Origin of the sequence: Winogradskyella psychrotolerans RS-3 (assembly GCF_000427335.1) — a bacterium.
GTDB lineage: Bacteria > Bacteroidota > Bacteroidia > Flavobacteriales > Flavobacteriaceae > Winogradskyella > Winogradskyella psychrotolerans.
Window position 1 is genome coordinate 149,123 of record NZ_ATMR01000199.1, and the last position, 14,899, is coordinate 164,021.

General features: G+C 31.9%; 11 protein-coding genes and 1 pseudogene. 8 read left to right on the plus strand and 4 right to left on the minus strand.

All coding sequences use genetic code 11. The features are described from left to right. Positions 1-2: 2 nt before the first annotated feature. Both ADIWIN_RS17630 and ADIWIN_RS17635 read right to left on the minus strand, forming a co-directional pair. Positions 3-1,345 (minus strand): annotated as a pseudogene (locus tag ADIWIN_RS17630) (DEAD/DEAH box helicase). Between the two features lie 215 nt (positions 1,346-1,560). Then, complete coding sequence (locus ADIWIN_RS17635) at positions 1,561-1,806, minus strand: cold-shock protein (RefSeq protein ID WP_020897231.1); 246 nt, start codon at positions 1,804-1,806, stop codon at positions 1,561-1,563. A 199-nt stretch (positions 1,807-2,005) separates the two neighbouring features. On the opposite strand from ADIWIN_RS17635, the gene ADIWIN_RS17640 reads away from it, so the two are divergent. Both ADIWIN_RS17640 and ADIWIN_RS17645 read left to right on the plus strand, forming a co-directional pair. Beyond that, a complete protein-coding gene (locus ADIWIN_RS17640; protein ID WP_020897232.1) occupies positions 2,006-2,575 on the plus strand; it encodes a Crp/Fnr family transcriptional regulator in 570 nt (189 codons plus the stop codon). A gap of 116 nt (positions 2,576-2,691) precedes the next feature. Beyond that, entirely contained in the window at positions 2,692-3,432 is a 741-nt protein-coding gene (locus ADIWIN_RS17645) for an acyl-CoA desaturase (RefSeq protein WP_020897233.1), read from the plus strand. Between the two features lie 82 nt (positions 3,433-3,514). On the opposite strand, the gene ADIWIN_RS17650 is transcribed toward ADIWIN_RS17645, so the two are convergent. Further along, positions 3,515-3,706, minus strand: a complete 192-nt coding sequence (locus tag ADIWIN_RS17650; RefSeq protein WP_020897234.1) for a cold-shock protein — start codon at positions 3,704-3,706, stop codon at positions 3,515-3,517. 354 nt (positions 3,707-4,060) lie between these two features. Here ADIWIN_RS17650 and pta point away from each other — a divergent pair, with 354 nt between their 5' ends. Next, the gene (gene pta, locus ADIWIN_RS17655; RefSeq protein WP_020897235.1) at positions 4,061-6,169 is read left to right on the plus strand and encodes a phosphate acetyltransferase; all 2,109 of its coding nucleotides are present in this window, start codon (positions 4,061-4,063) and stop codon (positions 6,167-6,169) included. A gap of 15 nt (positions 6,170-6,184) precedes the next feature. After that, on the plus strand, positions 6,185-7,369 hold the full coding sequence (locus ADIWIN_RS17660; protein ID WP_020897236.1) for an acetate/propionate family kinase: 1,185 nt from the start codon (positions 6,185-6,187) through the stop codon (positions 7,367-7,369). A gap of 67 nt (positions 7,370-7,436) precedes the next feature. Here the strand turns inward: ADIWIN_RS17660 and ADIWIN_RS17665 are convergent, their stop codons facing one another. After that, entirely contained in the window at positions 7,437-8,081 is a 645-nt protein-coding gene (locus ADIWIN_RS17665) for a peptidase associated/transthyretin-like domain-containing protein (RefSeq protein WP_020897237.1), read from the minus strand. Between the two features lie 694 nt (positions 8,082-8,775). Between ADIWIN_RS17665 and ADIWIN_RS17670 the strand changes: the two genes are divergently transcribed. The 4 genes from ADIWIN_RS17670 to ADIWIN_RS17685 all read left to right on the plus strand — a co-directional run bounded on the left by ADIWIN_RS17670 (position 8,776) and on the right by ADIWIN_RS17685 (position 14,883). Then, the gene (locus ADIWIN_RS17670) at positions 8,776-9,084 is read left to right on the plus strand and encodes a hypothetical protein (RefSeq protein WP_020897238.1); all 309 of its coding nucleotides are present in this window, start codon (positions 8,776-8,778) and stop codon (positions 9,082-9,084) included. A gap of 246 nt (positions 9,085-9,330) precedes the next feature. Beyond that, positions 9,331-10,653 (plus strand): beta-helix domain-containing protein, encoded by a 1,323-nt coding sequence (locus tag ADIWIN_RS17675; protein WP_040757677.1) that lies wholly within the window; start codon positions 9,331-9,333, stop codon positions 10,651-10,653. A gap of 191 nt (positions 10,654-10,844) precedes the next feature. After that, positions 10,845-12,248 carry a T9SS type B sorting domain-containing protein gene (locus tag ADIWIN_RS17680; RefSeq protein WP_020897240.1) on the plus strand — a complete coding sequence of 468 codons (1,404 nt, stop codon included), beginning with the start codon at positions 10,845-10,847 and terminating at the stop codon, positions 12,246-12,248. Between the two features lies 1 nt (position 12,249). After that, positions 12,250-14,883: a PorP/SprF family type IX secretion system membrane protein gene (locus tag ADIWIN_RS17685; RefSeq protein WP_020897241.1), complete on the plus strand. Its 2,634-nt coding sequence runs from the start codon at positions 12,250-12,252 to the stop codon at positions 14,881-14,883. The last annotated feature ends 16 nt before the right edge of the window (positions 14,884-14,899 follow it).

A 14,899-nucleotide genomic window follows, 5' to 3' on the forward strand; every position in this document is an offset into this window, starting at 1 on the left:
AATTATTTTTTCTTTTTCTTAGGTTTAGAATCCTCTGCTTTCTGGACTCCTAAAGTTGTTTGCGCCAATTGGTTCGCTAATACTTTCTCAATTAACTCTTCTTTTGTTAAATGATGAAATACGGTTCTGACGTCTTTTCTTAACTGTTCAGAAATGGTACGATTGGGTTTGGTCTTAAATATTTTTTAGCCCATAATAAAGCTTTGTTTTCTTCTATGCTCTGCGTATCTGCTTTTTTGTATTCCTTAAATGAAATACCTAATTCATCTTCAAAATCAGCAATATCAGCAACTTCTTCTTGTTGTAAAATAGTTAAAGCTAAACCCTTTGCACCTGCTCTAGCGGTTCTACCACTTCTATGTACGTAAGCATCGTAAGTATCTGGTAAATGATAATTAATCACATATTCCACATCTTTAATATCTAATCCACGAGACGCTAAATCTGTGGCCACTAAAATATCAATATGGCCTTCTCTAAATTGTCCCATAATACGATCGCGAATACCTTGCGTTAAACTACCGTGAATAGCACCAGAAGAGAATTTATTAATCGCTAAGTTTTTAGCTAATTTATTGACGGCTGCTTTCGTTTTACAGAAAATAATACCACGTTGTCCTGCTTTCGAATTCAAGAAATGCAATAAAACATCTAATTTTTCTATAGGCTCAACCACCACAAACTGGTGATCGATGCCTTGATGCCCAACAGTTGCCATATCGGCTTCAATATGCACCACATGTTTTGACATGTAATTTTGAACCAATTGTTTTATGGTGCCTGGCATCGTCGCTGTAAACAATAACGTCCGTCTCTTTTTCGGGATTTCTTTTATAATAGCATCGAGTCCGTCTTTTAGAGCACTAACCATTTCATCGGCTTCATCTAAAATGAAATAAGAAATCTTAGAGATATCAACGGCTTGTCGCTTTACTAAATCTGCTAAACGACCTGGCGTTGCTACAACGATATGAGTATTACTTTGTAAACGTTCGATTTGTGGTTTTATAGGCACTCCCCCACAGACTGTAGCTATAGAGATTTCAGGTATATACTTTGCAAACGATTCTAAGTTCGCACTAATTTGATGACCTAATTCTCTTGTTGGAGCTAAAATTACAGCTTGAATATTAGAATCATCTACATTGATGAGTTGTATTAACGGAAGTCCGAATGCCGCAGTTTTACCAGTTCCTGTTTTGGCTAAAGCAACCACATCATCAGTTTGTTGCAATACCACAGGAATTGTTTTTACTTGAATATCGGTTGGAACTGAAATTTGTAAATCAGCTAAACCATTTTGTAGCTGTTCATTAATTCCTAAATCGGAAAAACGTTTGGACATAAAAAAATATTTTTGCAAAGGTAAGAATACCGTTCTTGGTATTAGTAATAAAATAAGACGTTACAAAATTAAAGTTAAATCAACTAAAATAGCGTGCAAATACTATAAAGCCTCAACAATTCTCATTAAGAGCTTAAAACGAGAAACGTTCTAAAAATTATGCAACAAAAAAACCATCAATTAAGATGGTTATGTAGAATATAATTAAACCATAATTATTTTATGACACGGACATTAGTAGCTACTAAACCTTTTTTACCTTTTTCTATATTAAAAGTAACTTTGTTTTTCTCTCTTATTTTACCTACAACATTTGTAGTATGAACAAAGATTTCTTCTTGAGAATCGTTAATCGTTATAAATCCAAATCCTTTTTTAGCATTAAAAAATTTAACGGTACCTTCTTTTGTCTCGTTTTCTTTGTTAAGATTAAATAATTTATTTATGAAATTTCTAATCATCGTTCTGTATTAAATTTTATTTATAGGTTTCAAAAGCAATATCATATTTTATAATCACTTTCATTAATTAGTTACAAAAATAGTATAAATAATAGATTTTGTAAGAAAGTCTCAATATATAGTTGTTTTCTTCTTATTTTTCATTTTAAAGATTATATGAATTTATATCTTTGTAAGCTCAATAATTAGCCTCACATACTTGGAACAAATAAAAGCATACTTAGATCAATTAGCAGCAATATCGCAATCGGATTGGAATTTTTTCACTTCTAAATTGCAACGGCATGTGATTAAGAAGAAGGCTGTTTTTTTACAGATTAATGAGATTGAAAATCATATTTCGTTTATTGAATCTGGTGTCGTTCGTTTATTTATTCCAAAAGAAAATCCAGCGAAAGAAATCACATTTGGCTTTAGTTTTAAAGATCAATTTATCAGTGCTTATGATTCGTTCTTAACGCAGACGCCTTCAGCTTATCAATTGCAAGCACTTACAGAGACAACGTTATTACGCATGACCTATTCTGATTTACAAGAGGTTTATAAAAATACACAAATCGGAAATTTAGTTGGACGATTAACAGCAGAGCGTCTTTTTTTGTTAAAATCTAGTCGCGAACAAAACTTATTGAATCTAACTGCTGAAGAACGTTATTTAAAACTATTTAAGGAACGTCCGGAATTACTAAAGGTTATTCCACTTAAATATATCAGTTCTTACATTGGTGTCACTGCACAAGCCTTAAGTAGAATCAGAAAACGTGTATAGTTATTGGTCTTACGTTGAGCAATCTAGCGTCTGCCAATGTTGAATTAAATATATTTTATTGATTTAGATTCATTGTTTGGCACGTATTGTGTCGTTATCTTTGCAAAAAAACAACTATGATTATAATTCTTTTCGTTTTAATACTTTGGTATGGAGGTCTGTTTTTTCAATCCTTCTTTTTGCATCGTTATGCAGCACACCAAGTTTTTACAATGTCTAAAACCATGGAACGTATCACCTTTATTTTAACTTGGATTTTTCAAGGTTCTAGTTATTTAAGTGCTTATGGCTATGGTATAATGCACAGAATGCACCATGCTTACACTGATACAGAAAAGGATCCACACTCTCCTTCGTATGACGCTAATGTATTTGCAATGATGTGGAAAACAAAAACAATCTATCAAGATATTAATAAACAACGTATTGAAGTAGATGCGCGTTTTACAAAAAATGTACCGCAGTGGAAAGCATTTGATAGTTTTGCTAGTTCACGTTTTTCAAGATTACTTTGGATTTCTCTTTACATTTTATTCTTTGCCATTTTTGCAACAGCTTGGTGGCAATGGTTATTATTACCAATCACCTTCTTAATGGCACCAATCCATGGAGTTATTATTAACTGGTTTGGTCATATTTATGGTTATGTAAACTTTAAAATGAAGAATACGAGTAAGAACTTATTCCGATTCGATTTTTTAATGATGGGTGAAGGTTATCATAATAATCATCATAAATATGCAAGCAGAGCTAATTTTGGTGTAAAATGGTATGAAATAGATCTAACTTACGTCATTATAAAAATATTAGACGCTGTAGGATTAATTCAATTAAAACCTATTAGAGTTAAAGATTAATTGACTCTAATCATAAATTAATACAATAAAAAAAGCCCATCATAACTGATGGGCTTTTTTATTAAACTTTGAAGTATATGTATTAGATAACTTTTACGTTTACTGCGTTTAATCCTTTTTTACCGTCTTCAAGATCAAATTCAACTTCATCGCCTTCACGAATTTCGTCAATTAATCCAGAAATGTGTACAAAATGATCTTTGTCAACTCCTTCTTCAGTGATAAATCCAAATCCTTTGGCATCATTGAAAAACTTTACTGTTCCTTTACTCATTGTAATGTAATTTAATTTATAAAACTTATTAAAGGACAAAGATGATACCATTTTTTTAACATACAATATTTTATCGTACTTATTTTTATATATAATTCGTTCTGGTCTTATAGATTACAAAATTGTGTTTCTTGGTATGCACATGAAAGAAAAGGTTTACTTATAACACGGCTTGTTTAGGATGTTATATTTTTAAAATAAGTATATTTTTAAGTGTTATAAAAAATCGAATTCAATTGACTTTTAATAAAAACGATCCTAAAACATGACATATCTCATAAGTTAATATCTTAGAACTCCTAAATTTGCATTTGATTTTAGCACATTGTATTTAACACTTATAGATCCTTAAAAATGAATAAAAAAGCAACGAATAAAGCTATTTACATAACCACTACAGAGCCCAATAGTGGAAAATCTATAATTTCATTGGGGTTAATGCAATTATTACTAGGTAAAGCAGCAAAAGTCGGCTATTTCAGACCTATTATTGATGATTTTGTTGAAGGTGAAATTGACAACCATATCAATACTGTAACTACGTATTTTAATCTCGATTTAAAATTTGAAGAAGCATATGCTTTTACAAGAAGTGAGGTTATAAAAATGAAAAACGAAGATAAAGATGATAAAATCATCAGCATCATAATAGATAAATATAAAGCTATTGAAGAGCGTTTCGATTTTGTGTTAGTTGAAGGTAGTAGTTTTGTTGGCGAAGGAGCCATCATAGAGTTTGATATTAATATATTAATTGCTAAAAATTTAGGTGTTCCTGCTATTATACTTGCAAGTGGCGTTGGTAAAACTATGAATGATCTTGTAGGTAATATACACATGGCTTTCGATTCTTTTAGAGATAAAGGTGTTGAAGTTTTAGCGGTTATTGCCAATAAAGTAGAACCCTATAATCAAGCCTTTACGATTTCGGAATTAGAGAAGGAATTACCTTCAGGAGTAGTTGTTAATGCCATTCCGCTTAATCCAATATTAGCCAATCCGTCTATAAAAGAAATTGTTGATACACTCGATGCCGAAGTTTTATTTGGAGAGGCTCATATTAACAACCAGGCCGGAAACTTTAGTGTTGGAGCGATGCAATTGCATAATTATTTGAAGCATATTAAAGAGAACGGTTTAGTCATTACACCAGGCGATAGAGCTGATATTATTCTTGGTGCTTTACAAGCTAATATTTCTGAAAACTACCCTTCTATCTCTGGAATTGTACTTACAGGTGGCTTAAAGCCCGAAGAGTCTATTATTAAACTAATTGAAGGACTTTCGGATGTTGTGCCAATTCTATCCGCCAAAGGAGGCACATTTGCTGTCGCTAACCAAATTGGTACTATTAAATCGAAAATCTATGCTGAAAACACAGAAAAGATTAGAACCTCAATAAAGGAATTTGAAGACCACGTAAAAGTCGATGAACTTTTAGAGCGTTTAATTACGTTTCAAACCAACGGAATTACACCTCGTATGTTTCAATATAACTTGTTAAAAAGAGCAAGAACAAACAAGAAACACATTGTGTTACCAGAAGGTATAGACGAACGTATACTAATGGCAACGAAACAACTTATAGAATTAGGAGCTGTTGAAATCACCTTATTAGGAAGTAGAAAAGAAATCGAAGAAAAAATTATTACACACGATATTGGTTTAGATTTAAATCTCGTAAATGTTATAAATCCTATTGAATCTGATAAGTTTAACGCGTATGCAGAAACACTTTATGAACTTAGAAAACATAAAAATGTAAATTTAGCTATGGCTAAAGATTTAATGGAAGATGTATCTTACTTTGGGACTATGATGGTGCATAATGGAGATGCCGATGGTATGGTTTCTGGCGCTATTCACACCACACAGCACACCATTAGACCTGCGCTTCAATTCATTAAAACAAAACCTGATACATCTATTGTATCCTCTGTGTTTTTTATGTGCTTAGAAGATCGTGTTTCAGTTTATGGTGATTGTGCTATTAATCCTAACCCAACTGCAGAGGAATTGGCAGAAATTGCAATCTCTTCTGCAACCACAAGTATAGGATTTGGTATTGAACCAAAAATCGCAATGCTCTCCTACTCTTCTGGTGCTTCAGGTGTTGGTGAAGATGTAGAAAAAGTAAGAAAAGCTACAGAAATTGTAAAGCGTCTTAGACCCGATTTAAAAATAGAAGGCCCTATTCAATATGATGCTGCTGTTGATATAAATGTCGGAAAATCAAAATTGCCAAATTCTGAAGTTGCAGGTCAAGCTAATGTCTTTATTTTTCCAGATCTTAATACGGGTAATAATACTTATAAAGCTGTGCAACGTGAAACTAAGGCACTAGCTATCGGACCAATAATACAAGGCTTAAACAAGCCAGTTAACGATTTAAGTCGTGGTTGTACTACAGACGACATTTTTAATACGGTAATCGTAACAGTTATTCAAGCACAAGGCCTTTAAATCTATAGAATTAGTATGAATATTTTAATTATCAATTCAGGAAGCTCATCTATAAAATTTCAATTGATACAAATGCCTTCCGAGAAGTTAATATGTAGCGGATTGGTAGAACGTATTGGTCAAAAAGACGCCATACTTAATTACAAAACAGAACTTGTTGATATTAAGCAAATAGAACAAATAAAGAACCATACTGAAGGTTTACAAAAAGTGGTAGATTTATTATTAGATATTGAAAAAGGTGTGATAAAAAACACCAATGAAATTGAAATTATTGGTCATCGCGTCGTTCATGGTGGGAATTCATTTTCTAATACCACGTTAATAACAGACGCCGTAAAACAAGATATTAAAAAATTTGGTTCATTAGCTCCTTTGCATAATCCTAATAATCTTGAAGGTATTATCATTGCTGAGCAACTTTTTCCTAATGCAAAACAAGCTGCCATTTTTGATACTGCTTTCTTTCAAACTTTGCCAGAGAAAGCTAAACGATATGCTATTCCTAAAGCACTTTATAATGAAGAACAAATTCAGGTGTATGGGTTTCATGGCACAAGTCATAAATATGTCACAGAAAAAGCACTTGACTATTTAAAACTAAAAACGTCCAAGATTATCACAATCCATTTGGGTAACGGTTGCAGTATGACTGCGGTTGTAAATGGAAAAAGTATAGATCATAGTTTAGGATTCACACCTTCTAACGGTTTAATTATGGGAACTAGGAGTGGCGATATAGATCATGCCATAGTATTTTATTTAGTGAATAGTTTGGGTTATGATGTAGATAAAGTAAACACATTACTAACTAAAGAAAGTGGCATGTTAGGGTTAACAGGTTACAGTGATTTAAGAGATATTGAATCACAAGCCTCCAAAGGTAACGACGATTGTAAATTAGCTTTAGTAATGAATGCTTATAGAATTAAAAAGTATATTGGAGCATATACTGCAGCTATGAATGGTTTAGATGCTATTGTATTTACAGCAGGTATCGGTGAAAACTCTAGCCTTATCAGAGGATTAGTTTGTGAGGATATGGATTACTTCGGAATTAATATAGATCCCAATAGAAACGATATTAGATCTAAAGATATTAGAGAAATAAACATAGAAACGTCTAAAACTAAAATAATGGTTATTCCAACCAATGAAGAATTAGAAATTGCGAAACAAGCTTATCAACTTATAAATTAAATTGCGATGTTGTGTCTTAATGGCATTTTATGCAGAACACTTTAATATTTCACTAAAAAAAAACGTCCTAAGTAATTTTAGGACGCTTTAGTAATATTTTAGGGTTTCTATTTATGATTTTTGCTATATTTTCTTCAGCTTTTAAAGTAATATTACGTTCTGCAACAAAAATACCATCTTCTGTTTTTAACTTAAGAATTCGATTGATATCTCCTTTTTTCGCCATACGTTTTCTACATGTTTTTGTAAGTAACGGATCTTCATCAAATAAAAATGAGTCTACTTTATACTCTTCCTTTGATGGCTCTTTTACTAATGGAAATATTTGTTGCATTTGATTGTATCTTCTATCACCACCAGGAACAAACGTATATAATGTGTATCTACCATCTGCATCCGTTTTTACCCAACTTCTATGGAAAACATAACGAGCATCACCTGTGTTTCTTAAATCAAAATCACCATCTTCATCTGGTTGCTCAATAAATAAGATAACATCTTTTGCAGGTGTTATGCCGTCACTTTGATATATAATACCAGTTAACTTTAGTTTACTTGCTTTTGATCTGAAATCTGGAATCGTATCCGTATTACTTAACTGATCTTCTGCACGATCATATATAGGACTATTAAAATTTGAATCTTGCGCTACAACAACATTAAATGAGCTAATGAAGCATATAATACAGAATAAAGTAATTAGGTTTTTCATGAGGATAAGCTTTTGGGTTTCACCAAAATTGATGCTTTTATATCGTAATCACCTAAAAATCATACCAATGCTTAATTTTTTACGATAAACCGAATAAATGAGCAAAATTTACCGATGAAATACTACTTCTTAATTAAAAAGTTAGAACACAAAACAGTTGCATAATGTTTATAATTTTAATTCTCAAAGTATTAAATAGTTCCCCTGAAAAAGATCAATGTTATAAGATAATATGACTTGACTTAATCGTTAGGCTTAGGCGTTATCTCACTAAAAGGAATTGTTTTCTAAAGTAGAATTGTACATCTATTTTCATATTTAAACTATTAGTTTTTATTAAAATTTATTCATTCTATGTCGAAAATTAAGGTAAAAAACCGCAAAGTATTTCATCGATAAAATTTGCATTTAATCAAGCAAACACGCAGTTTAACCTTGAAATATGTATTTCGTAAGCGCAAATGTTTTACGAAAAATGCCATATTATAGTTGTTTTATTTAATAAATTGTATAGATTTGTGGCACTAAGATTAACTAAAAAGCGTGAATATGAATACCAAATCTACTTTATTTTGTGCTCTATTTTTTCTAATGATCAGCATGAGTTTTGCTCAGAAAAAAGACCAGTCTCAAAGCATCATTAGTGGTAAAGTAAATATCTCAAAAATACCACAGTCGAGAAGATCTAAAAAAGATGAAAAAAGGTGACTTACTAGTTCTCTATATAGAACGAATAGAAGTTATTGTAAATATTCTTCCAAATATAGCATTTGCTACGAAACCTGGAGTAACCATGGAGAATCTAGGGATCCCAGATACAAAAGATAATAGAAAAGCATTAGAAGATAATATCGATGCTTCTACGTCTTATTTTGATAGTACTATTGAATTCCAAAAAAAGATATTGCCCTATTCTGATACAACAGATTTAATTGCCGCAATTCTTTTTTATGAATCAACTTTAAAAGCTTTACATACCTACGAAGATTATAAAAAGGATTAGTTAGTTTTTTAATTATTACGTGTTTAAAAAAACCTTGACCTGTAAAGCGTCAGGGTTTTTTATTTAACCTTTTTTATAATTATTTAAAAACTGTAAATATATCCGATAAACAGCTATTATTTGTAGCTTAAACAATACATTTTAGTTAAAACTATGTATTTTGTCGATATAATTTGTGTTTCATAGATAAAATTTATATGTTTGAACTTAATTGATTAAACCCCTACAATACAAAATTTACCTACTATGAAAAAAATTACTCTTACTACACTTTTCTTTCTTCTAGTGTTTGGTAATTTATTTGCCCAACAAGAAAAGGGAATTACTGGCTATAACAACTGGCTAGATTCATGGACAGACTTTCAACCTAACAAAGCGAACTATGAAGAACCTACTCAGATATTATCTGGAAACATTACTGAGAACACCACATTAACCAAAAGAAACACTTATTTATTATTAGGTGACGTTTTCGTTACAGATAGTACGACTCTAACGATAGAGCCTGGTACAGTTATACTTGGTGATTATAAAACTAAAGGAGCTTTAGTTATTGCTAACGGTTCTAAAATTATAGCTGAAGGAAAACCAACGGATCCAATTATTTTCACTTCTAACAGAACAGATAAAAAACCTGGCGATTGGGGTGGAATATTTATATTGGGTGATGCTCCTATCAATTCTTTTGGAAACGTAGCTTCTCTTAATTATGGTTTAAACCCATCATCAACTGAAAGTATTAGTTATGGTGGTAACAATTCTGATAGTAACTCAGGCATATTAGATTATATTAGAATTGAATACGCTGGTAAAAAGACAAAAGAATTTGGAAATTTCAGTGGACTAACACTAGCAGGTGTTGGACTAAAAACTGCAATAAGCAACATTATGGTTAGTTATTGCGAAGGAAACTCTTTTAATATCTTAGGAGGAGAAATTGATTTAACTAAAACAGTTTCTTATAGATCTAATAAAAACGATTATAATTTCAACTACGGAACGCAATGTAATATTGAAAATGCATTAGCTGTAAGATCACCTTACATCTCAAGTGCTGATGGTTCGCGTTGTATATATGTAAGCTCTTATGATTTAAAAGAGCAAGCAGATTCTTCTAAAAAGGAAACGTTTGTAAAAGCAGAAAACTTAACGTTAGTTAATATCAGTAATGATTTAAAATCAGATATAAAAGTAGGTTTGGTTCAAGAAGCTATTTTTATTGGTCCAGATGCATCGTTCAATATTCACAAAAGTGTTATTTCTGGCTTTAAGCCTGCTGTAATTTTAGATGATAAAATTGAAATTAATAACGAAAATTTAGAAAAAATAAAAATCACCCGTTCTTATTTTAATAATTGTAAAGGAAATATTTTCAAAAAAGGATATACTAACAATGACGATTTAGAAAGTTGGTATGGTAGTAGAGCTTTTGACAATGTGTATTCTAAAGGTCCAGATCATGAAACTTTTATTGACTCTGAAAATAGTAGAAATCCAGATTTTAGATTACGAATCAATAAAATTATAGCATCAAATGAGTTATTTAATGATGACGAAGAGGATGAATAAAATGAATCACAAATAATTATTGTAAACAATAAACTTTAACTCATAACATGTTTAGATCAAATTTTAAACATGTTATGACACTGATAAACCCCAAAACAGCTTATAGATTAAAAAACTACAACTCCTAACCAATGCTTAAACCTACTTACCTAACCCCGTTTTTATATGGAATTTGCCTATGCCTCGTTTTTATGTCTCAACGAGCTAATGCGCAAATAGTAATTGGTGCGCCAAATTTAGGATTTAGTCAAGCATGTGCAAGTGCGTCTTTTAATACCTATAATACTACATTTGTTTTTTCGCCAGAATCTGTGTTAAATGCATCTAATCAATTTTCTATTGAAATGTCTGATGCTGATGGTGATTTTTCAAATTCAACAATTATACACACAACAGCAGCAGGATCTGTAACTACTTCTCCTGCAACCTTGTCGTTTTCTCTTCCAGAAACAACGGCTGGAGAAAACTATCGTATCCGTATTAAAAGTAGTGCGCCTGTAGCAACTAGCTCTAGATCAGTTCCATTTGCAGCCTATTTTAAAATTCAAGACTCTCCATTCACTATTAATAATTTAGTATCTACTGGTGCCTATTGTGCCGGAGGTAGTTATTTATTGTCTATAGATAATCCTGGTAATGAAAATAACGATTCTCCTCTTCTCTATCCAAGCCTTACATTTAAATGGTATAAAGAAACAGGGCCAACAACATTTGTTTTTGTAGCTGATGGACCAACATTAACAGTTGATTCGGAAGGGACTTATTTTGTGAGAACAAACTACGGAAGTTGTACTTCTGATTCGTTTTCTAATCGTGTAACCATCAGTGAAGCCATATCTGGAGAAGCTAATGCTACTATCGTATCAAGTTTAGGAAATCCATATTGTCCGGGAGAGGGTTTTACCAATTTAAGTACTATAAGTGGCATTTCATACCAATGGTATAAGAATGGAAATATAATAGCAGATGCAACGAGTCAAATGTATCAGACTAATGAATCTGGTACGTTTTCGGTACAAGTAAATTTAGGAGACTGTTCTGCTTCGGGTTCAATTGATTTAATAAGTGAGTTATTTGATAGTTCTATTAATGTACCAGAATTTAATGAAATGTCCTCCGAAGATTCATTAATGGTGACTATAACCACAACTGCTGTAAACCCTGATTTTGCTTGGTATTTAAACGATAGTTTAATTCCTAGCGCAACAGGAGCCTCATTTGAAGCAACTAATTTTGGGGATTATAAAGTAGTTATTACACAATCTACAGGCTGTACAACTTCAATTGCATATTTATTTTCAATAGAAGAAGCGCTTGATCTTTTTCCAGAAGTGGAAAACATTCCGAATCTTATTAGTCCAAATGGAGATAGTATTAACGATACTTGGATCATACCAACAATTTATGTTAGCGGTACAGATACGGAAGTCATTATAATGTCTAATCAAGGTAAAGTAGTTTTAAGAACAAATGACTATCAAAACAATTGGCCAGAGAACGATTTAAAATTAACAAGTATCAACCAAGTATATTATTACATTATCACAACATCTGATAATGAAACAAAAAAAGGTTCAATAACCGTAGTGAAATAATATGAAAGCCTATTTATTACTTCTTATATTATGTATATGTTCTATACAAACATTCTACGCTCAAGAAGATGACGGAGTGGTTTCATTTGCCATACCAACACGAAATTCTTTAACCTTTAATCGCTATACCATAAACCCAACATTTAGTTTTGTTAGAGAGCAAAACAAATATATTAGCATCTACAATAAAAGAGAATGGGTACAATTTGAAAACGCACCTCTCACCTATTTAGCCAGTTATTCAGGCCGTTTTGGTGAAAATATTGGAGCTGGTTTAGGATTGTTTCAACAAAATTATGGAGTACTAACTACCTTTGGTGGTATTTTGAATTTTGCATATAATGCACAATTAGGTTACGATAGCAATCTTACTTTTGGACTTAATATTGGTGCCTATAAAAGTGGAGTTAACACAGGAAACGTAATCACAAATTTTGATGATCCATCGTTTCAAAATGTACCAGAGAACTTTTTATTAACGGTTAACCCAGGAATTAATTATGGGACTGAATTTTTAGATTTTGGCTTAGCTATCAATAACTTGGCATTATATAATTTTCAGACCTCTGCACTTATTGAAGATAATCTACAACAAAGTATTCAGGCACATGTCATGTATACTGGTTATATGGATAGCAGAGGCTTTTTTGATGAAAGCAAGTTTACAGGTTTATTACGATCAGATTTTCAAAAAGAAGAAACCATTATTTCTGCAGTTGCCATGGTAACAGTTCCTAAAGGTATTTGGGCACAAGCAGGTTATAATACACTTTATGGAGCTTCTGGTGGACTTGGTCTTAATATAACAACGCAAATAGCAATAGAATATAATTTTGAAACCGCATTTGGTGATTTAAGTAATTATGGACCTTCGCACGAAATCACATTAGCTTACCGATTTAAAAATAATAATTATTACGATTACAGTCGCGAAGATGAAGTAAGTAGTATTCTGTCTTCAGGTGGAAATACAAAACGTCGTGTAGTTAAAAAGACAACGCCAAGTGTAGCAAATAATAAAAAGACTATTGATGCTAAAGCAAAAGCCGAAGCAGATGCGCAAACTAAATTAGTTGCAGAGGAAAAAGCGAAAGAAACAATTGAAGCAAACAAACAAGCAGAAATATTAGCTAGACAGCAAAAAGAAGTTGAAGCTGAAGCAAAATTAGTAGAAGAACAAAAAGCTAAAGAATTAGCTGAAGCAAAAGCTCAATCTGATAAAATTGAAGCAGATAAAAAAGCGGCAGAAAGAGCAGAAACTAGAGCACGATTACAAGCAGAGCAAAAAGCCAAAGAAGATGCTGCTGGTGCACAAGCCAAACTATTAGCAGAGCAAAAAGCGAAAGATGCTGCTGATGCACAAGCTAAACTATTAGCAGAACAAGAAGCTAAAGATGCTGCTGATGCACAAGCCAAACTATTAGCAGAACAAGAAGCTAAAGATGCTGCTGATGCACAAGCTAAATTATTAGCAGAACAAAAAGCGAAAGATGCTGCTGATGCACAAGCTAAATTATTAGCAGAACAAAAAGCGAAAGAAGATGCAGATGCACAAGCTAAACTATTAGCAGAACAAAAAGCGAAAGAAGATGCAGATGCACAAGCTAAACTATTGGCAGAGCAAAAAGCGAAAGAAGATGCAGATGCAGATGCAGATGCACAAGCTAAATTATTGGCAGAACAAAAGGCTAAAGAAGAAGCTGAAGCACAAGCTACATTATTAGCAGAACAAGAAGCTAATGAAGATGCTATTTCTAACCCAACAGATGCACTTGCTAAATCAATGCAAACGTTAGCAAAATCTACTGAGGATTCAAAAACAGTTCAGAATGATTTATTAAAGCAGTTTAATGATATTGTTGCTATAAAAGATCAAGATCTTAAGGATATGAAAGAAGAAAATGATTTAAGTGATCAAGGTATAACTGTTCAACCAAAACCATTTAAAAGTGTCACTGCAGAAAACAATGCGCTTAGAGCAATTAAAGCAGATTTAGACAATGTCATTAAAACACGTAGCGAAAAGATTGATGAATTAAATAAGCTTTATGAAGAGCGTGTTGCTAATGGATCGTTTGCATTAGATGAAGTTACTTTATTTTATAAAAAGGAAATTAAAAGATTACAGTCTGAGCAGTTAAAAGCGAAAGAGATAAATACACAATTAGAGATAAAATTAGAAGCTATTAAAGTGGCAACTGAATTTGAAAAAAGAAGACGAATCAAGCGTGCTGCTTTTAATAGTGAAGACGATAGATATACACAAGATAGAGCTATGTTAAAAAACATAAGAGAAACAACAAAATTAGCAGATACTCCATTAAAAGCTGAAGATTTTGATTTTGGCGAAACACAAGGAAATAATATCAAGATATTAAAGAATATAAAACATATTGAAAGTGGTTATTACCTCATAATTGCGGTTCATAATGATGTAAAAAGTAGAGATGAATTTATAACCAAAGTAATAGCGTCTGGAAGAACTAATGTTGATTTCTTTCATGATGTAAATACTAGTAAATATTACATATACTATGATAAAGTTAACGATATAGGAAGTGCCAATAAAGCCTTAGAGGCTAAAGGGAATAGACCATATAATGGAAAAATGTCAATAGTAAAAATCGAAAATTAATAATAGTTAAGCCAAC

Excerpts from the sequence above, each read along its gene's own strand:
- ADIWIN_RS17635 (WP_020897231.1), bottom strand. The coding sequence starts at position 1,806 with ATGATTAGAAATTTCATAAATAAATTATTTAATCTTAACAAAGAAAAC.
- ADIWIN_RS17645 (WP_020897233.1), top strand. The coding sequence starts at position 2,692 with ATGATTATAATTCTTTTCGTTTTAATACTTTGGTATGGAGGTCTGTTT.
- ADIWIN_RS17650 (WP_020897234.1), bottom strand. The coding sequence starts at position 3,706 with ATGAGTAAAGGAACAGTAAAGTTTTTCAATGATGCCAAAGGATTTGGA.
- pta (WP_020897235.1), top strand. The coding sequence starts at position 4,061 with ATGAATAAAAAAGCAACGAATAAAGCTATTTACATAACCACTACAGAG.
- ADIWIN_RS17660 (WP_020897236.1), top strand. The coding sequence starts at position 6,185 with ATGAATATTTTAATTATCAATTCAGGAAGCTCATCTATAAAATTTCAA.
- ADIWIN_RS17665 (WP_020897237.1), bottom strand. The coding sequence starts at position 8,081 with ATGAAAAACCTAATTACTTTATTCTGTATTATATGCTTCATTAGCTCA.
- ADIWIN_RS17670 (WP_020897238.1), top strand. The coding sequence starts at position 8,776 with ATGAAAAAAGGTGACTTACTAGTTCTCTATATAGAACGAATAGAAGTT.
- ADIWIN_RS17675 (WP_040757677.1), top strand. The coding sequence starts at position 9,331 with ATGAAAAAAATTACTCTTACTACACTTTTCTTTCTTCTAGTGTTTGGT.
- ADIWIN_RS17680 (WP_020897240.1), top strand. The coding sequence starts at position 10,845 with ATGTCTCAACGAGCTAATGCGCAAATAGTAATTGGTGCGCCAAATTTA.
- ADIWIN_RS17685 (WP_020897241.1), top strand. The coding sequence starts at position 12,250 with ATGAAAGCCTATTTATTACTTCTTATATTATGTATATGTTCTATACAA.